Source organism: Streptomyces sp. DH37, from assembly GCF_029813835.1.
Taxonomy (GTDB): Bacteria; Actinomycetota; Actinomycetes; order Streptomycetales; family Streptomycetaceae; genus Streptomyces.
The window spans coordinates 1-16,450 of the sequence record NZ_JARVKV010000031.1 but is presented as its reverse complement, the minus strand read 5'-3'; the positions used below and the strand labels follow the sequence as shown (position 1 = coordinate 16,450).

16 protein-coding genes are annotated in these 16,450 nt (G+C 75.6%); 5 read left to right on the top strand and 11 right to left on the bottom strand.

What is annotated here, in order from left to right; translation table 11 throughout:
* Positions 1-164: 164 nt before the first annotated feature.
* Both QC029_RS17080 and QC029_RS17075 read right to left on the bottom strand, forming a co-directional pair.
* Entirely contained in the window at positions 165-1,142 is a 978-nt protein-coding gene (locus QC029_RS17080) for a TIGR03557 family F420-dependent LLM class oxidoreductase (protein WP_279556530.1), read from the bottom strand.
* 158 nt (positions 1,143-1,300) lie between these two features.
* Positions 1,301-1,756 carry a TerB family tellurite resistance protein gene (locus QC029_RS17075; protein WP_279556529.1) on the bottom strand — a complete coding sequence of 152 codons (456 nt, stop codon included), beginning with the start codon at positions 1,754-1,756 and terminating at the stop codon, positions 1,301-1,303.
* Positions 1,757-2,581: 825 nt separating this feature from the next.
* Between QC029_RS17075 and QC029_RS17070 the strand changes: the two genes are divergently transcribed.
* Entirely contained in the window at positions 2,582-3,952 is a 1,371-nt protein-coding gene (locus tag QC029_RS17070; protein ID WP_279556569.1) for an endo-1,4-beta-xylanase, read from the top strand.
* Between the two features lie 366 nt (positions 3,953-4,318).
* Entirely contained in the window at positions 4,319-4,795 is a 477-nt protein-coding gene (locus QC029_RS17065; RefSeq protein ID WP_279556528.1) for a VOC family protein, read from the top strand.
* 49 nt (positions 4,796-4,844) lie between these two features.
* Here QC029_RS17065 and QC029_RS17060 read toward each other — a convergent pair whose 3' ends face one another.
* From QC029_RS17060 to QC029_RS17050, 3 genes are all read right to left on the bottom strand, one after another.
* Positions 4,845-5,471: a bifunctional 2-polyprenyl-6-hydroxyphenol methylase/3-demethylubiquinol 3-O-methyltransferase UbiG gene (locus QC029_RS17060; protein WP_279556527.1), complete on the bottom strand. Its 627-nt coding sequence runs from the start codon at positions 5,469-5,471 to the stop codon at positions 4,845-4,847.
* Positions 5,472-5,529: 58 nt separating this feature from the next.
* A complete protein-coding gene (locus QC029_RS17055) occupies positions 5,530-5,898 on the bottom strand; it encodes a co-chaperone YbbN (RefSeq protein WP_279556526.1) in 369 nt (122 codons plus the stop codon).
* A 549-nt stretch (positions 5,899-6,447) separates the two neighbouring features.
* Positions 6,448-7,128: a TetR/AcrR family transcriptional regulator gene (locus QC029_RS17050; protein WP_279556525.1), complete on the bottom strand. Its 681-nt coding sequence runs from the start codon at positions 7,126-7,128 to the stop codon at positions 6,448-6,450.
* 133 nt (positions 7,129-7,261) lie between these two features.
* On the opposite strand from QC029_RS17050, the gene QC029_RS17045 reads away from it, so the two are divergent.
* On the top strand, positions 7,262-8,470 hold the full coding sequence (locus QC029_RS17045) for a cytochrome P450 (RefSeq protein ID WP_279556524.1): 1,209 nt from the start codon (positions 7,262-7,264) through the stop codon (positions 8,468-8,470).
* A 13-nt stretch (positions 8,471-8,483) separates the two neighbouring features.
* Here the strand turns inward: QC029_RS17045 and QC029_RS17040 are convergent, their stop codons facing one another.
* The 3 genes from QC029_RS17040 to QC029_RS17030 all read right to left on the bottom strand — a co-directional run bounded on the left by QC029_RS17040 (position 8,484) and on the right by QC029_RS17030 (position 11,022).
* Positions 8,484-9,092, bottom strand: coding sequence for a tyrosine-type recombinase/integrase (locus QC029_RS17040; protein ID WP_279556523.1), 609 nt, complete (start codon positions 9,090-9,092; stop codon positions 8,484-8,486).
* A gap of 94 nt (positions 9,093-9,186) precedes the next feature.
* The gene (locus QC029_RS17035) at positions 9,187-9,849 is read right to left on the bottom strand and encodes a pyridoxamine 5'-phosphate oxidase family protein (RefSeq protein ID WP_336621596.1); all 663 of its coding nucleotides are present in this window, start codon (positions 9,847-9,849) and stop codon (positions 9,187-9,189) included.
* A 120-nt stretch (positions 9,850-9,969) separates the two neighbouring features.
* The gene (locus QC029_RS17030) at positions 9,970-11,022 is read right to left on the bottom strand and encodes an NAD(P)-dependent alcohol dehydrogenase (RefSeq protein ID WP_279556568.1); all 1,053 of its coding nucleotides are present in this window, start codon (positions 11,020-11,022) and stop codon (positions 9,970-9,972) included.
* Between the two features lie 284 nt (positions 11,023-11,306).
* On the opposite strand from QC029_RS17030, the gene QC029_RS17025 reads away from it, so the two are divergent.
* Entirely contained in the window at positions 11,307-11,597 is a 291-nt protein-coding gene (locus QC029_RS17025) for a metal-sensitive transcriptional regulator (RefSeq protein ID WP_279556522.1), read from the top strand.
* Between the two features lie 166 nt (positions 11,598-11,763).
* Here QC029_RS17025 and QC029_RS17020 read toward each other — a convergent pair whose 3' ends face one another.
* Both QC029_RS17020 and QC029_RS17015 read right to left on the bottom strand, forming a co-directional pair.
* Entirely contained in the window at positions 11,764-13,128 is a 1,365-nt protein-coding gene (locus tag QC029_RS17020; protein ID WP_279556521.1) for an MBL fold metallo-hydrolase, read from the bottom strand.
* 270 nt (positions 13,129-13,398) lie between these two features.
* Positions 13,399-14,586 carry a lactonase family protein gene (locus QC029_RS17015; RefSeq protein ID WP_279556520.1) on the bottom strand — a complete coding sequence of 396 codons (1,188 nt, stop codon included), beginning with the start codon at positions 14,584-14,586 and terminating at the stop codon, positions 13,399-13,401.
* 196 nt (positions 14,587-14,782) lie between these two features.
* On the opposite strand from QC029_RS17015, the gene QC029_RS17010 reads away from it, so the two are divergent.
* On the top strand, positions 14,783-15,652 hold the full coding sequence (locus tag QC029_RS17010; protein ID WP_279556519.1) for a hypothetical protein: 870 nt from the start codon (positions 14,783-14,785) through the stop codon (positions 15,650-15,652).
* A gap of 97 nt (positions 15,653-15,749) precedes the next feature.
* Here QC029_RS17010 and QC029_RS17005 read toward each other — a convergent pair whose 3' ends face one another.
* The gene (locus QC029_RS17005) at positions 15,750-16,343 is read right to left on the bottom strand and encodes an HAD domain-containing protein (protein WP_279556567.1); all 594 of its coding nucleotides are present in this window, start codon (positions 16,341-16,343) and stop codon (positions 15,750-15,752) included.
* Between the last annotated feature and the right edge of the window lie 107 nt (positions 16,344-16,450).

Sequence of the window (16,450 nt, the reverse complement as noted above, 5' to 3'; positions counted from 1 at the left end):
GCCCGGTACCGCGCCGGTTCCGGCCGCTCCCGCCCCGGCCGCCCCCGGCTTCCGCCACCGCGTCCCCGGAACCCCCTCCGGGCTGTCCCGGCACGCCGCGGAGTCCTCGGACCTCACGTGCGGGCAGGGGGAACGGCACGGCCCCGGCCGGGATCCGGTGGCGGTCAGGATCCGGTGCCGTGCGGGACCAGTCCGCGGATGCGCCCCTCCAGCTCGCCGCTGTAGAACTCCATGAACCCGTCCGGGTCCGGGCCGGCGTTCATCAGCACCAGCCGGTCGAAGCCCGCGTCGACGTACTGCTGCGCCATCTCGACGAACCTGGCCGGGTCCGGGCCGCAGGCGAAGTTCTCGAGGATGTCCTCCTCGCGGACGGTGGTGGTGGCGGCCTCGAAGTTGACCGGGTTGGGCAGCTCGCTCATGACCTTCCAGCCGGTCACGGCCCACCGCGTGGTCTCCAGGACCGCCCGGGCCGCGGTGTGCTCGTCGGGCGCCCAGGCCACGGGCACCTCGGCGTAGGCGGGGCCGGAACCGCCGGCGTCGTGGTAGTGGCGGAGGATCTCCGGCTTGGGCTCGGTCGCGAACAGCCCGTCGCCGAGCTCGGCGGCGATCCGCGCCGACGGACGGCCGCTGGCGGCCACCGCGATCAGCGGGAGCTCGTCGGGGAGGTCGAAGACCCGCGCGTCCTCCAGGCGCAGGTGCTTGCCCTCGTACGACCGGTACCCGCCGCTCCACAGCAGCCGGATGATCTCCAGCGCCTCGCGGAACATCTCGTGGCGCGTGGCGACGGCGGGGAAGCCGCGGCCGACGACGTGCTCGTTGAGCCGTTCGCCGGAGCCGACGCCGAGGACGAACCGGCCCTCAGAGACCAGGGCGAGCGTCGCGGCGGCCTGGGCGATGATCGCCGGGTGGTACCGCACGGTCGGGCAGGTGACGCCGGTGGCCAGTCCGATGCGCTCGGTCTTCGCCGCGATGGTGCCCAGGACCGTCCAGGCGAACGGCGAGTGGCCCTGGTTGTCCAGCCACGGGTGGTAGTGGTCGCTGATCTCCACGAAGTCGAACCCGGCCCGCTCCGCGCGTACCGCCTGCCGGACGAGTTCGGCGGGACCGAACGCCTCCGCCGCCAGTTTGTAGCCGATCTGCATCTGTTCCTCTGTCCCTCGCTGTGCGTCGTGCGGTTCGGATTCCGCTCGCCGTGAGTGCCCGGAAGACGCGGCGTGAAACGGCTCCGTGGGCCATGCGGGGGAAGAGGAGGAGGGGGTGGGACGGGTGCGGGGGCGCGGGGCCCCCGTGGGTCACCGGTTCACAGGTCGAACTCGTGCGGAAGCAGGTCCAGGACCTGGCAGGCCTCGCGGAGCACGGCCCGTTCGCCGAGGTCGAAGCGGCCGTCGGCCCCGCCGATGACGATGCCGATCTGGACGGCGGCGCGAGCCTCCAGCGGCTTCCTCCTGACCTTGGCGATCTCCTCCAGGGCGTCGGCCCTGCCGCGCTCGTGGTCGGCGGCGAGCCTGTCGAGCCAGCCCTCGAAGAGGTCCCGCAGCTCGTCGGCGGGGAAGTTCTTCAGCACCTCGTTGTGGGTGATCAGGTAGGCGACGCGGCGGCGTTCGGCCGGGTCGACCGTTCCGTCCGCCGCTGCGACGAGCGCGCACATCGCCATGCTCGCGTCACGGAACGCGCCGCCCCGGAGTTCGTTCCTCCTCTCCTCCAGCTGGGCCTGCATCGTCTGGGCGGATTCCTTGAGGCGGTCCCACAGGGCCATGAGCACACTCCGTATGTCGCTGAGGGGTCCGGGCCGCACGCCACGGCCCGGACCGTCCGCCTGGTGGGGGCGGCACGGAGCCACGGCCGCCCCTCGCGCCGTTCGGCTCCAGGGGAAGGATAGGAGGGCCCCGCCGGTCCCGGCGACGTCGCCCCTGGCCGGAGGGGGCGCCGGACGGGCGGGAGGCCGGAAGGCGCGCCGGGCGGGTGAACGCCCGTCAGGGGTCCCTGCCCGGTGGGACGGACGGATCCGGTTTTCCGTCACCGGCCAGGTGTGAGCGGCGGATCGCTGGGCATGCGCACGGTACGGCCGCGCCCGCGATGCCCCCCTCCCCCTCGTCGTCGGCGCGGCCTCGTGCTGTCCGGAGCCGGGCCGCACACCGCTGCCCGTGGTGCCGACCGCCCGGCGGATGCCCCGAAAAGATTCCGGAAGTTTCGATCGGATTGGCGCGCGCATCCAGGGCTCCCCTTCACGACGAGACCCTCCCCTCCCGTCAACGCCGGGGAAAGGAGCGGTAGTTGTCTCCGGAACTTTTCCGGAAGGAACCGTTGACGGTGGCCCTCAACCCGCGCATACTCCACATCGATCGTTGCCGATCGCCATGGACCTGCCACCGGTGCCGTGCCGGATGGCGGACCAGAGAGCCGCGAGTGGCACACCTACCCGGCCCGACAGCACCCCCGCCCCGCCCCGGCGGGGGTGCGGGCCACGGACGAAGGGACCGCAATGATCGACACCCCCCACACCCCGCCGGAGCCCGAACCGTCGGGCAGACGCGGCCGCTCCTCGCTGCGCAACGCGCTGGTGGTGGGCGCCACCCTCGCGATGGCCGCCGCGGGCACCCTCACCGCCCTGACCGGCACCGCCTCCGCGGCGAGCACCCTGGGCGCGGCGGCGGCGGAGAAGGGCCGCTACTTCGGCACCGCGATCGCCGCCAACCGCATGGGCGAGTCGGACTACATGAGCGTCCTCAACCGGGAGTTCGACTCCCTGACCGCCGAGAACGAGATGAAGTGGGACGCGCTGGAGCCCTCCCGCAACTCCTTCAACTTCGCCACCGCCGACCGCATCGCCAACCACGCCCGCAGCCAGGGCATGAAGCTGCGCGGCCACACCCTGGTGTGGCACTCCCAGCTGCCGAGCTGGGTGACCAGCCTGTCCGGGAACGACCTGCGCTCGGCGATGAACAACCACATCAACCGCGTCATGGGCCAGTACAAGGGCCAGGTCCACTCCTGGGACGTGGTCAACGAGGCCTTCGAGGACGGCTCCAGCGGCGCGCGCCGCAACTCCGTCTTCCAGCAGCGCCTGGGCAACGGCTACATCGAGGAGGCCTTCCGCACCGCCCGCGCCGCCGACCCCAACGCCAAGCTCTGCTACAACGACTACAACACCGACAACTGGAGCCACGCCAAGACCCAGGCCGTGTACAACATGGTCAGGGACTTCAAGGCCCGCGGCGTGCCCATCGACTGCGTCGGGTTCCAGGCCCACTTCAACAGCGGCAACCCCGTCCCGTCCAACTACCACACCACCCTGCAGAACTTCGCCGACCTCGGCGTGGACGTCCAGATCACCGAACTGGACATCGCCGGCTCCGGCTCCTCCCAGGCCGAGCAGTACCGCGGCGTCACCCAGGCCTGCCTGGCCGTCTCCCGCTGCACCGGCATCACCGTCTGGGGCGTGACCGACAAGTACTCCTGGCGCTCCTCCGACACCCCGCTGCTCTTCGACGGCAACTACAACAAGAAGCCCGCCTACACCGCCGTCCTGGAGGCCCTCGGCGGCTCCGGCGGAAGCACCACCGGAGGGACCACCACCGGCGGAACGACCACCGGAGGCACCACCACCGGCGGGACGACCGGCGGGACGACCGGCGGCGGAGGCTCGCCCTCCTGCTCCGTCACCTACGAGCAGACCGACCGCTGGGGCGACCGCTTCAACGGCAGGGTGACCGTCAGGGCGGGCGGCTCCGCCATCAGCAACTGGTCGGTGACGGTCACCGTCACCTCCCCCCAGAAGATCTCCGCCACCTGGAACGGCACCCCGAGCTGGGACTCCAGCGGCAACGTCATGACCATGCGGCCCAACGGGAACGGCGCCCTGTCCGCCGGCTCCTCCACCAGCTTCGGCTTCACGGTGATGGCCAACGGCAACTGGTCCGCTCCCCGACTCGGCTCCTGCACCGCCTCCTGACCCCGCCGGCCCACGGCGGCGTCCCCGATCCACCACCCCACCCGACGGCGTGGCGGCCCCGAGCCGCCGCGCCGTCGGCGCGTCCGGGCCCGCACCGGGCCCCCTCCACGGGCTCCACGGGCTTTCGCCTCCCGGGCGGCAGCCGCCGGCGGCGGAAGCCGGCGCGGCTGCTCCCGCGCCCGCGCGCCGTGGACGCCGCCATGGACGCCGCCATGGACGCCGCCGCGGACGGCCGCGGACCGGGCCCACCACCCCGGCGCTGAGCAACTCGGGCGCGGCGACCCGGGCGGCGAGCGATGAGTTCCGGCCGCGCGCCCGGTCAACCCATCGGAAGCGTTCGGCACCCGCTCGCCAGGAGGGCACACCGTGCAGAAGCAGAAGATCACGACCAACCTGTGGTTCGACGGCCGGGCCGAGGAGGCCGCTCGGTACTACACCTCCCTCTTCCCCGACTCCCGGATCACGGACGTCCAGCACTTCGGCGAGGCCGGGCCGGGAGAGCCGGGATCGGTCATGACCGTCACCTTCGAACTCGCCGGGCAGGAGTTCATCGCGATCAACGGCGGGCCGGAGTTCGGGTTCACCGAGGCCGTCTCGCTCTCGGTGGACTGCGCCGACCAGGCGGAGGTGGACGAGCTGTGGGCCAGGCTCACCGACGGCGGCGAGGAGAGCCAGTGCGGCTGGCTCAAGGACCGGTACGGCCTGTCGTGGCAGATCGTCCCGCGGGAGCTGCCCGAACTGCTGGCCCACCCCGACCCGGCGGTGTCCCAGCAGGTCATGAAGGCCATGCTCGGGATGAGGAAGATCGACGTCCAGGCCCTGCGGGAGGCCGCCGGGAAGTGACGCCCGGCCGGCCCGTGCGGGGGAAGGCGGGGGAAGGGGGACGCGGCGCTCAGGACGGGCGGGGGCGCTCCAGGCGCACCAGGGCGTCGACCGCGTGGGCCCGCCCGCCGTCGGGACCGGCGACCGGGCGGCGGACCCGTTCGGCGCGCCGGGGCTCCAGCCCCGTCCCCTCCAGGTCGGCGAGCACGTCGTCGGGGGTGAACAGCACGGCGGCGTCCTGCGGCCCGCCCACGCCCTCGGTGAGGTTCGCGGTGTCGTGCCCGACGACCAGCAGCGTGCCTCCGGGGGCCACCGCGTCCGCCGCGCGCCGCAGCACGGCGCGGCGCTCCGCGGCGGGGACGTGCAGATAGACGACCAGCACCAGATCGAACGCACCGGTGTCGGGGCGGTACGAGGCCAGGTCCGCCCGGACCCAGTCCAGGTGTTCGCGGACCTCGGGCGGACGGCTGTCGGCCAGCCGCCGGCCGCGGTCGAGGGCGACGGCGGAGAAGTCGACGGCGGTCGCGCGCCATCCCCGGGCGGCCAGCCAGAGGGCGTTGCGCCCCTCCCCGGCCGCCAGGTCCAGCGCGCGGCCGGGCGCGAGCCCCTCGGTCTCCCGGACCACCCAGCGGTTGGGCTCGCCTCCCCAGACCAGTTCGGCGGCCGCGTACCGCTCGTCCCATGCCCTGCTGTCCATCGCCTCTCCTCCTCCGCGCTCCGCGCACCCCGGCCGCACCCCGGCCGCGGCCCGGGTGTCAGGTCCAGCCTGCCCCGCGGGCCAGCGTCCGGCGCACCTCGTCCATGTCCACCTCGCGCGTCTGGACGATCAGTTCCTCCAGCGCCGCCTCCGGCAGCGCGCCCGGCTGGGCGTACAGGACGATCTGGTCGCGGACGACCGCCAGCGTCGGGACGGAGGTGATCTGGAACGCCGCGGCCAGCTCCTGCTGCGCCTCGGTGTCCACCGTGCCGAACACGATATCCGGGTGCTTGGCCGCGACGCGTTCGTAGACGGGCTCGAAGGCCCGGCACGGCGCGCACCAGGAGGCCCCGAAGTCGATGAGCACCATGTCCGACTCCGTGACGGTCCGGTCGAAGTTCTCGTGCGTCAGTTCCACCGTCGCCATGCCGGCCACCTCCGCCTCCCGCGTCGTCCCCGCCGACCCCTCCGGCCCCCGTACCGCGGGGGTACGTGGACGGAAGGGGCGGCGTCCGCGTTCCCCCTCCCGCGCCGCGTCCGCACGGCGGGGGGGAGGAGATCCGCAGCGGGCACCGTCCTGTGCGCTGCCGCACGCCGTCGGGTACCCGGCGGGGTACGCGTTCCACACCGGCCGGAGCCGCCCGCGGAGAAGGAAGTCCGAGCGGCGCCCGTCATCCGCCATCCCCCCGGCCGCTCCCGGTGGGCCGCCTCCGTCCCGGCCCCGGCCCTCACCGCTCTCATGACCCTGCCGGCGGTGCCCCGCGCCCGGGATCAGGCCCCGCGGGCCTGCCGGGCCGCCGGGCCGCCGACACGCGGCCCCCCGGTTCCCGGTCCCGCGTTGCCACGGGTTCCCACGGGACGGGCTCCCTTCCACGCCCGAGGCGATCGAGCGCGGGGTGGAGGGAGGAGGCGTCCGTGCGGACGGAGGTGAGACAGGCGCGCCCGTCCGGCTCCGGGCGGGCGCGGGCGGCCGGGCCTACCGCCGGCCGGGACCGGAGGGGCCCAGTTCGCGCAGGACGGCCTCCAGCCGGCCGAAGGTGACCGGCGGCGCGGGCAGGGGGCGGGCGACCTCCACGCGCAGGCCGTCCAGCAGCAGGGCGAGGCAGCGGCGCCACGCGGCGGGCTCGACCGCGGCGGAGGCCGGGACCACCCGGCCCAGCGCCGCCAGGGCGAACAGCAGGTCCTCGGCGGTGACGTCCGGCCGTACGACGCCCCGCTCCTGGGCCCGGCGGACCAGGACGGCCACCGTCTCGTGGTTGTGGGCCCGCAGCGCCTCCAGGGAGGGCACCCCCTCCACCCCCGTGGTCATCAGGTCGTTGGCGCCCCGGTCGGCGGCCAGGCCCTCGAAGATCCGCTCCAGGTAGGCGGTCAGGCTCTCCCAGGGGTCCTCGCCGAGCCGCGCCTCCTCCCCCGTGCGCAGGGTCGCGGTGAGCGAGTCGCGGAAGACCGCCTCGACGAGCGCCCCCCGGGTGGGGAAGTGCCGGTACAGGGTGGCGTTGCCGACCCCGGCCCGGCGGGCGATGTCGTCCAGCGGCGCCTCGACGCCCTGCTCCGCGTAGACCTCGCGGGCGGCGGCGATCAGCAGCTCCCTGTTGCGCCGCGCGTCCCGCCGCAGCGGCGCGGGCCCCTCCGTCCCGCCTCGTCCGGCCGCACCCATGGACGGCACCCTAACAGGAAAACGTGGACCACTCCCCGGTTGGCTGCTACCGTCCCGAGGAAACGGGGAGCACTCCCCGCTTAGGCTGCCGCCGCGCTCCGCCCCCGCCCCGCCGGACCTACGGAGGAAGATCGTGACCACGCCCGACCTCGGCCACCTGGCCCCTCCCGGCACGCACTTCGCCGCCGACCCGTACCCCGTCTACGCCCTGCTGCGCGAGCGCGGCCCGGTCCACCGCGTGCCCACCACCGACTCCAGGAGCGTCTGGCTGGTCCTCGGCCACGACGAGGTCCGCACCGCCCTGACGGACCCACGCCTGCGCAACGACATACGCCACTCCTCCGGCTGGGAGGACGACGGCGGCCACGCCGTCGGCCGGAACATGCTCCAGACCGACCCGCCCCACCACACCCGTCTGCGGCGGCTGGTCGCCCGGGAGTTCACCGGCCGCCGCGTCGAGTCGCTGCGCCCCCGCGTCCGGCGGATAGCCGAAGACCTCCTGGACGCCGTGTCGCCGCAGGGGCGCACCGATCTGGTCGCCTCCTTCGCCGCACCGCTCCCGGTGGCCGTGATCTGCGAACTCCTCGGCGTCCCCGCCGTCGACCGGGCCGCCTTCCACCGCTGGTCCACCGGGATCGTCCACCCCGCCGACCCGGCCTCCGGGGGCGCCGCCGCGCAGGCCATGACGGCCTACCTCACCGCCCTCGTCGCGGAGAAGCGGAAGAAGCCGGGCGGCGACCTCCTCAGCTCCCTGGCCGCCACCGCCGCCCACGGGGAGGAACGCCTCTCGCCCGAGGAACTGCTCGGCATGGCCTTCCTGCTGCTCGTCGCCGGGCACGAGACCACCGCCGGCCTCATCTCGGGCGCCGTCCACGCCCTGCTCACCCATCCGGACCAGCTCGGCGCCCTGCGAGCCGACCCCTCACTCGTCGAGGCCGCCGTCGAGGAGACCCTGCGCCACAACGGCCCGGTGGTCGCCTCGGCCCACCGCTTCACCGCCGAACCCGTGGAGATCGGCGGCACCGTCGTCCCGGCCGGGGAGTCCGTGCTCGCCGTGCTGGCCTCGGCGTCCCGCGACCCCCGGCGCTTCCCCGACCCCGACCGCTTCGACATCCGCCGCGACGCCCGGGGGCACTCGGCCTTCGGACACGGCGTCCACCACTGCCTGGGCGCCCCGCTCGCCCGCATGGAGGCCGCCGTCGCGCTGGAGAGCCTCCTGGAGCGCTTCCCCGACCTCGCACTCGACGCCGACCCGGCCGGCCTGGAGTGGTACCCCGGGATGCTGCGCGGCCTCCGCGGCCTGCCCGTGCGGTACGGCCCGCGGGAGCCCGGAGAGCGCTGAGGAGGGCCCGGCGTCACGCCCCGGCCGCGGCCCCGGCGGTGGTCCAGGCGCGGCGGAGCTGCTCGAAGCGGGTGGGCAGCGGGGGACGCCGGCCGGCGTGGGCGGCGTTGGTGCGGTACACGAAGCGGCGCCAGGAGAGCACCAGCCCCTGCCGGGTGATGGGCAGCCCGGCCGCGACCGTGACCCCGTTGTCGTGGGTGTGGTGCACCGTCAGCAGCAGCGCCTCGGGCACCGAGCCCTCCAGCTCGGCGCACAGGTCGGCGCGGACGTCCATCCAGCGGCGCAGCACCAGCACCGTGCCCGCGTCCAGGCCGTGCCGCCGCGGGACGCGGTGCTTGCCGTGCTCGACGTCCACCCACCCCGCCCCCAGGTCCAGCGACCGCACCGTGCACCGCAGCAGGTCGCCGTAGCGGGCGCCGCTGGCCCGGGCCAGCCCGGTGACCACCGCCAGCCGCACCGTCTCCGGTTTCGCGCCCTCCTCCACGGCCTGCGACGCCAGGGTCCGCCACACCCACTCGGCCTCCTCGAGGGACACCGGCGGCCGGGGATAGCGCGCCTCCCCGGCCGCCTTCCCGACCACCGTCCCGGCCGTCTTCGCCGTTCTCACCGTCTCGGCCGCCATGGTCTCCGTCCCCTCCGAAATCTTTGTGCGCTTGGCACATTATTTCCCATCGACGGCGCTGTCCATCCCCGGGTGGGCGGTCACGCCCCGGAGGTCACTCGGTGCGGATCCGGCGGCCGGTGACGCGTTCGGCGCGGACGATCACCCAGAGGTTGCGCTCCCCTCCCGCCCACGGCTCGCCGAGGCCCTCGTCCGCCAGGCGCCGGGCCTCGGCCTCGCCGGCGGCCCGGGCGCGGCCGACGACGAGGACGCTCCAGCCGCGCCGGAAGGCGTCGTCCACGTGGTCGACCTCGAACGCCACCTCGTGCCCCACGGCCGCCGAGGGCGCGGAGCCGGGCCTGGCGCGGAAGGCGATCTCGCCGTCCGTCACCCGGTAGTCGACCGGGATGATGGCGGGGCCGTCGGCGGTGGTCACCGCGACGCGCCCCACGCCGTGCGTGGAGAGCCGGGCCCAGCACTCCTCCTCGTCCAGTTCGAGGTACCGGGGGTGGGCCGCGGCCCGGGCGCGGCCGGGCGGGCGGTCCGTGCCGCCGCCGCGCAGCCACTCGACGGTGGTCTCCAGCGCGGCGGCCAGCCTCAGGAGCCCGGGGCCGCTCGGGGCCGAGGGGTGCTCCTCCAGGTACTCCAGGTACCCCGGCGCCATGCCGGCCCGGACGGCGGTCTCCTCGCGGGTGAGGCCCAGCCGCTCGCGCTGGAGGGCCACCCGCCGTCCGATGTCACCGGGGTCGGCCGGCTCGTGGTGCTCCCTGTCGGACACGGCAGCCGCCTCCTTCCCTCGTGCCTTCCGCCCGTCGCGGACCGCCGCCCGGTGGTGGGGCACCCGTCCGTACGCCGCTCCGCGGCCGGCCGGAGGGGCACGCGGCGGACGGGCGGCGGATCAGCCCTCGTCCCCGGGCACCAGCACCGCCCGGCCGTCGATCCGGCCGTCGCGCAGGCGCTGGTAGACCTCGTTGGCCTCGCCGAGCGGGAAGACCTCCACGTGCGGGCGGATCCGGCCGGCGCGGGCGAGGGCGACGACCTCGGCGAGCTCCGGCCGGGTGCCCCAGTACGGGATGGACACCGCGGCCTCGAAGGGCACGGCGCCGAAGCCGACGGGCAGGGTGCCGCCCGCCAGCCCGACGACGGTGACGTCGGACTCCACGGCGGCGGCCGCGGCGGCGGTGGCCATCGTGGCGTCCGCGCCGACGCAGTCCAGCACCAGGGCGGCGCCGAGTCCGCCGGTCAGCGCGCGGATCCGTTCCGCCGCCCCCTCCCCCGCGGGGACGCAGTGGTCGGCGCCCGCGCCGGCGGCCAGGTCCAGCTTGTCCGCCGCGACGTCGACGGCGATGACGTCGGCCGCGCTCAGCGCCTTGAGCAACTGGACGGCCATGTGCCCCAGTCCGCCGACGCCGATCACCACCGCCGCCGTGCCGGGCACCAGCTTGTGCAGGGAGCGCTTGACGGCGTGGTAGGGCGTCAGCGCTGCGTCGGTCAGCGGGGCGGCGGTACGCGGGTCGAGGTCGCCGAGCGGCACGAGCAGCCGGGCGGAGGGGACGAGCATGTACTCGGCCATCCCGCCGTCCAGGCCCAGTCCCCCTCCGGCGGCCCGGAGCTCGGCGGCCCGGAGGCAGTAGTTCTCCGCGCCCCGGGCGCAGGAGTGGCAGACCCCGCAGCCCCAGGGGCCGTAGACCAGCACCGCGTCGCCCTCGCGCAGCCCGGTGGCCCGGGTGCCCGGCCCCAGGGCGTGCACCCGGCCGGAGGTCTCGTGCCCCAGGGTGAAGGGCAGGTCGTAGGGGAGCGCCCCGGCGGGCCAGTCCATGACGTGCAGGTCGGAGTGGCACACTCCCGCGCCCGCCACCTTGAGCAGGACCTCCCCCGGGCCCGGTTCCGGCACCGGGATCCGGGTCACCTCGGGCGGCTTCTGCCAGCCGGTGAACCGTACGGCCGTCATCTCGGACATCGGCTTCCTCCCGTCCGTGCGTCGCCGTCCCGGCGTCTGGGCCGTCCCGGCGTCCGTCCGCACCGCGGTACCCCGGCGGTGCCGGTGCGACACCACCGGAGCCGCGGGGCGCCGGGGTGCGCGTCGGCGACGGCGCCGGTCGGCCCGTGGACGCGGGAGCCGCTCCGCTCGGCGGTGAACGCGGGCGCGGCGGGCACGTGTGAGATGTTTCCCCCCGTCACGGGGGAGCGACCGAGCCGGTAGGATACCCCGAGGGGTATGAGAGGAGAGGTGCCGTGGAACTGGCGATGGCGGCCGAGGAACTGAGAACGGTGGTCAACCGGCTGCGCCGGGCACAGGGCCAGATCGCCGGGGTGATCAAGATGATCGAGGAGGGGCGGGACTGCGAGGAGGTGGTCACGCAGCTCGCGGCGGCCTCCCGGGCGCTGGACAAGGCCGGTTTCGCGGTCATCGCCACCGGTCTGCAGCGCTGCCTGGCCGACGGTTCCGACGGTGACCCCGCCGCGGCGCTCGACCGCGAGCAGATGCGGGCCCGGCTGGAGAAGCTCTTCCTCTCCCTGGCCTGACCCGCTCCCCGGGCGTCGGCGCGCCCGCGCCCGCGCCCGGGACCGTCCGGCCCCGGAGCCGGACGGCACGGGGACACGGCGGCACGGGGGACACGGTGCTCTCCCCGGTGGACGGGCACGGGCGGGACGGAGGGGACGCGGGGGGCGGAGGCGCAGAGGGGCGCGGTCAGGGCCGTACGACGGTCAGCCCGGCTCGTTCGGCCTCGTCGAAGGCGTCGTCGACGGCGACCACCTCGCGGCCGGCCGCGTCCAGCATCGAGGCGGCGATCGCCGCGCGCATGCCGCTGGCGCAGTGGACCCAGACGGTCCCGCCGGGCACCTCGGCGACGCGGCCGTGCACCTGGTGGACGGGGATGTGGACCGATCCGTCGACGTAGCCGTTCGCCCGCTCGGAGTCGCGGCGCACGTCGAGCACGACCACGTCCTCACCGCGCTCGCGGGCGCCGGCCAGCCCGGCGAAGTCGGCCCGGGGGAAGGTGCGCGGCCGCGCACCGGCGCCGAGCCAGTCGGCGGGGCCGCCGGTGGCGACCGCGGCGGGGCGGTCGACGCCGACGCGGGCCAGTTCCCGCTGGGCGCGGGCGAGCTGCCCGGAGTTCTCGGCCAGCAGCGTGACCGGCTTGCCCCACGGGACCAGCCAGGCCAGGTAGGTGGCGAGCTTGCCGTCGGCCTCGAAGTTGAACGCCCCGGCCACGTGCCCCTCGGCGAACGCCACGCGGCTGCGCAGGTCCACCACCCACTCCCCCGCCGCCAGCCGGGCGGCGATCTCCCCCGCGTCCGCGCGCCGGGGCGGGGTGAGGTCGATCGGCGCCGGTCCGGCGGAGTTCACCGGCCCCATGTGGGCGTAGTAGGCGGGGATGTCGTCCAGGCCCGCGAGCAGGTCGGCGACGAAGGCGTCCGCGTCCTTGACCAGCGCGTCGTTGACGGCGCGCTCCTTGCCGATGGTGGTGGAGTCGCCCTCGGCCTGGGTGGAGGAGCAGAAGCTGCCGAAGCCGTGGGTGGGCATCACGGGCACCTCGTCGTCCAGTTCCCCGGCCAGCCGGCGGGCGGAGGCGTGCTGGGCGCGGGCCAGTTCGCGCGTCATCCGCGGTTCGACCAGGTCCGGCCGTCCGACGGTGCCGATCAGCAGCGAGCCGCCGGTGAAGACCGCCACCGCGCGCCCGTCCTCCTCCAGGACGTAGGAGGTGTGGTGCGGGGTGTGCCCGGGGGTGGCCAGCGCGCGCAGCGCCAGTCCTCCGTCGACCTCGGCGGTGTCGCCGTCGGCCACCGGCGTCCGGGGGTACGACACGTGCGCGTCGGCGGGCACCAGGTACTCCGCGCCCGTCAGACGGGCCAGTTCGAGGCCGCCGGTGACGTAGTCGTTGTGCACGTGGGTCTCGGCGACGAGGGCGATCCGCACCCCCCGCCGGGCCGCCGGCACGAGCATCCGGTCGATGTCCCTCGGCGGGTCCACCACGACGGCCGCCGACCGGCCTCCGGCCAGATAGCTCCGGTTGCCCAGTCCCTGGATCTCCACGGTGTCGACGAAGAACACGGTGTCGCTCCTTCCGGGTCGTTCCACCCCCGGGGTGTGATCACCGCCGTGACGCGCATACCCGCTGGGGCACATCGGGAATCAGGGGCTCGCGCTGCCCCTTCCCGGCGTGTACCCGCCGGGGCGGGCGGAAACGGAATCCGCGCGCCCTCGGGCGCCGGGGGCACGCCGGAGCCGCGACCACACCGGCCGCGCTGACCGCCCCTGACCGGCCCGTACCGGCCGCCCCGCCCCCGCCCGGAGCCGTGGCGGCTCCGGGCGGGGGCGTCCTCACCGGCCCCTCCCCGCGGGCAGCACGCACACCGCCCGGGGGAAGGCCAGCGGCTCACCGGCCGGGGACAGGGCCCCGCTCACCGGGTCGCGCCGCAGCACGGCGACCGTCCCGGAGTGCTGGTTGGCCGTGTACAGAAGACGCTGGGCGGGGTCGAAGGCCAGGTGGCGGGGTGAGCTCCCGCCGCTGGGGTGGTGGGACACGGGACGCAGCCGGGTCGTGTCGGAGGCGTCGACGGCCAGCACGGTGACGGTGTCGTGGCCGCGGTTGGAGGCGTACACGAACCGGCCGTCCGCCGAGACCAGCACCTCGGCGGCGGTGGAGGGGATCGGGTCGGCGTCCTTTGGCAGGATCGGGACGGTCGCGACGGGCGTGAGGGTGCCGCGGGCGGCGTCGTACGCGCAGGAGGTGAGCGTGGAGTCCAGCTCGCCCAGGACGTAGACGGTCCGCCCGGAGGGGTGGAAGGCCAGGTGCCGCGGGCCGGAGCCGGGGGCCATCCGCGCCTCGGCGCCGTCCGTCAGCAGGCCGCGCCGGGCGTCGAAGCGGTGGACGTGGACGGTGTCGGTGCCCAGGTCGACGGCGAGCAGCCGCCTGCCCGCGGGGTCGGGCAGCACCATGTGGGCGTGCGGCCCGTCCTGCCGCTCGGGGTCGGGACCGGAGCCGGTGTAGCGCACCACCTGGACCACCTCCCCCGGCGCGCCGTCGGGCCGCAGCGCGACGACGCCGACCGTGCCGGAGGTGTAGTCGGCGGTGAACAGATGGCGTCCACCGGGATGCAGGGCGAGGTGGCAGGGGTGGGCGCCGCCGCTGGGGGACCGGCCCAGGAAGCGCCGGACGGCGCCGTCCGGGGCGAGCGCGTAGGCCGACACCCCGCCCTCCTCCACCTCGTTGACGGCGTACAGCACGCGCCTCGTCGCCGACAGCGCCAGGAAGGAGGGGTCCTCGGCCGGGACCACCGACTCCAGGCGCAGGGCGCCGGTGTCCGGGTCCGCGCTCGCCACCCCGATGCCGTGGGCGGCGTCGCCGCCGGTGTAGGCACCCAGGTAGACGCGTAAGCGCCGCCCCCGCCGCCCCTCCGGCCCCCTCGGCCGCGCGGCGGCCCCCGGTGCGTGCGCGAGCCCCGCGGCCGTCGCGCCGGCCAGGGCGAGGACCGTGCGCCGGGTGGGGCGGTACCGCTGTCCGTTCATCGTTTCCTCCGTCTGGGATCGGTTCCATGAGCGCCCGTCAAGGATCACCGTCCGCTCCCGGCCGGGGAAGTAGGCGTCCGGCGTTCCGCCCCGCCACCCCTGGCCGGGAGCGGCGGGCTGCCGTAGGGTGCCGGACGACCCTATGGGAGCGCTCCCATAAGGGTCCGCAGCCCCCCGCCTCCCGCAGGAGAACCGCATGCGTCCCTTACCCCGCACCTCCCGCCGGCTGTCCGGCCTGCTCGGCGCCCTCGCCCTGGCCGCCGTCACCGCCGTGGCCGGCACCGGTGGCACCGCCGGCACCGCCCCCGCGCACGACCGGCCCGGCGACCGCCCGCCGCACCGTACCTGCGCCCCCTCCCCCGCCCTGCTGTTCTGCGAGGACTTCGAGGACCTGCCCCGCGGCGCGGGCACCAGCCTGGACTGGGGCGTGGACACCCGGCACGGCACGCTGGCCGTCGAGCGGTCCGCCGGACGCGAACGCGGCGGCGGGCACCGGCCGGGGCAGGTGCTGCACCTGCGCACCGAGGGCAACGGACACGCCTTCCTGGAGGTCGACGACTTCGACGCCCCCGGCAACAGCTTCTTCGGCCGGATGCGGGTCCGCGTCGACGCCTTCCCCACCGCTCCGGACTGGGCCCACTTCACCCTGGTCGAGGCCACCGGCCGCGGCGACGGCAGCGTGGTGCGGCCCCTCGGCGGCCAGTACGTGCCGACCGTCGGGGACGGAGCGCAGTTGTGGGGCGTGGGCTCCGACGGCGGGCCCACGGGCGACTGGACCGACTGGCGCGAGTCCGCCCCGGCCGAGGCCGGGAGGTGGACGTGCCTGGAGTGGGAGGTGGACGCGGACGACAACCGCGTCTCGGTGTGGATCGACGGCGAGCCCAAGCCGGACCTGACCGTCACCACCACCCGCCACGGCGGCCACCCCGTCGACTTCGTCCTCCCGGACGTCGACACCGTCCGCATCGGCTGGCAGCTCTACCAGGGCGACCCCACCCCGGACTCCTACGACCTGCTCCTGGACGACCTGGCCCTGTCCACCGGGCGCGTGGGCTGCGGCCGCTGACGGTCGCTGACGGCCGCTCTCCCGGAGCGGGCGCCCCGGACCGCGTCCTGCCGGGGCACGCGCGCGAGCGCCCCGGACCGGTCGCGGTCCGGGGCGTTCAGCGGCCGGGTCCGGCATCGGCGGGGGACGGGGAGCGCCGGGCGCCCGCTCCTGCCGCGCGGTTCGGCACGGTGGTGCGGAGCCAGTCGGCGAGCACGGCGACATCGTCGTCGGTGAGGCCCCTGCCCGGGTCGACGCGGTGCAGCAGCGCCGGCGCCCGGTGCTGTGCGGCGACCCAGAGGCGGTCCATGGCGCCGATCTCGTCGTCGACCCGGATGAACGGGCGGTGTCCGGCCCACTCGACGAGGTGGGGGGTCTTCCAGTGCAGGCCGCGCGGACCCTCGCCGGTGGACTCCTGCGGCCACCTCACCACGGGCAGCCTCGGCAGCCCGACCCGTGGGGCGACGGCCTCGTTCGCGTCGTCCGTCCAGGTCGAGGCCCACACCAGATCGCATCCCAGCGCCGTCAGGCGCGGCCCGATGCCGGGGTCGAGCCGTCCCAGCAGCGGGTTCCCCCGCTCGGTGAACGCCTCGGAGCCGGAGGCGGGCGCGCTCCGGGACCGACGGGCCGACGGCCCGAACGGGATGAGGGGTCCGTCGACGTCGAGGAAGAGGAGGGGCGCTGCGCTGGGCCGGTCACGGCGGCACGACAGCCCCTCACGGCGGAGGGCCGCCGGGGGCGGGAGAGCCGGGCAGGCCATACAGCCCGGTGGCCGGCCCGTGAAGCGGCGGTCCGCCGGGCGCCCCGTCGGAGCGGGGC

What these genes read in the sequence shown, in the direction of transcription:
- QC029_RS17010 (WP_279556519.1), top strand. Translation starts at nt 14,783, where the DNA reads ATGCGTCCCTTACCCCGCACCTCCCGCCGGCTGTCCGGCCTGCTCGGC.
- QC029_RS17050 (WP_279556525.1), bottom strand. Translation starts at nt 7,128, where the DNA reads ATGGGTGCGGCCGGACGAGGCGGGACGGAGGGGCCCGCGCCGCTGCGG.
- QC029_RS17075 (WP_279556529.1), bottom strand. Translation starts at nt 1,756, where the DNA reads ATGGCCCTGTGGGACCGCCTCAAGGAATCCGCCCAGACGATGCAGGCC.
- QC029_RS17030 (WP_279556568.1), bottom strand. Translation starts at nt 11,022, where the DNA reads ATGACGGCCGTACGGTTCACCGGCTGGCAGAAGCCGCCCGAGGTGACC.
- QC029_RS17040 (WP_279556523.1), bottom strand. Translation starts at nt 9,092, where the DNA reads ATGGCGGCCGAGACGGTGAGAACGGCGAAGACGGCCGGGACGGTGGTC.
- QC029_RS17080 (WP_279556530.1), bottom strand. Translation starts at nt 1,142, where the DNA reads ATGCAGATCGGCTACAAACTGGCGGCGGAGGCGTTCGGTCCCGCCGAA.
- QC029_RS17055 (WP_279556526.1), bottom strand. Translation starts at nt 5,898, where the DNA reads ATGGCGACGGTGGAACTGACGCACGAGAACTTCGACCGGACCGTCACG.
- QC029_RS17060 (WP_279556527.1), bottom strand. Translation starts at nt 5,471, where the DNA reads ATGGACAGCAGGGCATGGGACGAGCGGTACGCGGCCGCCGAACTGGTC.
- QC029_RS17070 (WP_279556569.1), top strand. Translation starts at nt 2,582, where the DNA reads ATGGCCGCCGCGGGCACCCTCACCGCCCTGACCGGCACCGCCTCCGCG.
- QC029_RS17015 (WP_279556520.1), bottom strand. Translation starts at nt 14,586, where the DNA reads ATGAACGGACAGCGGTACCGCCCCACCCGGCGCACGGTCCTCGCCCTG.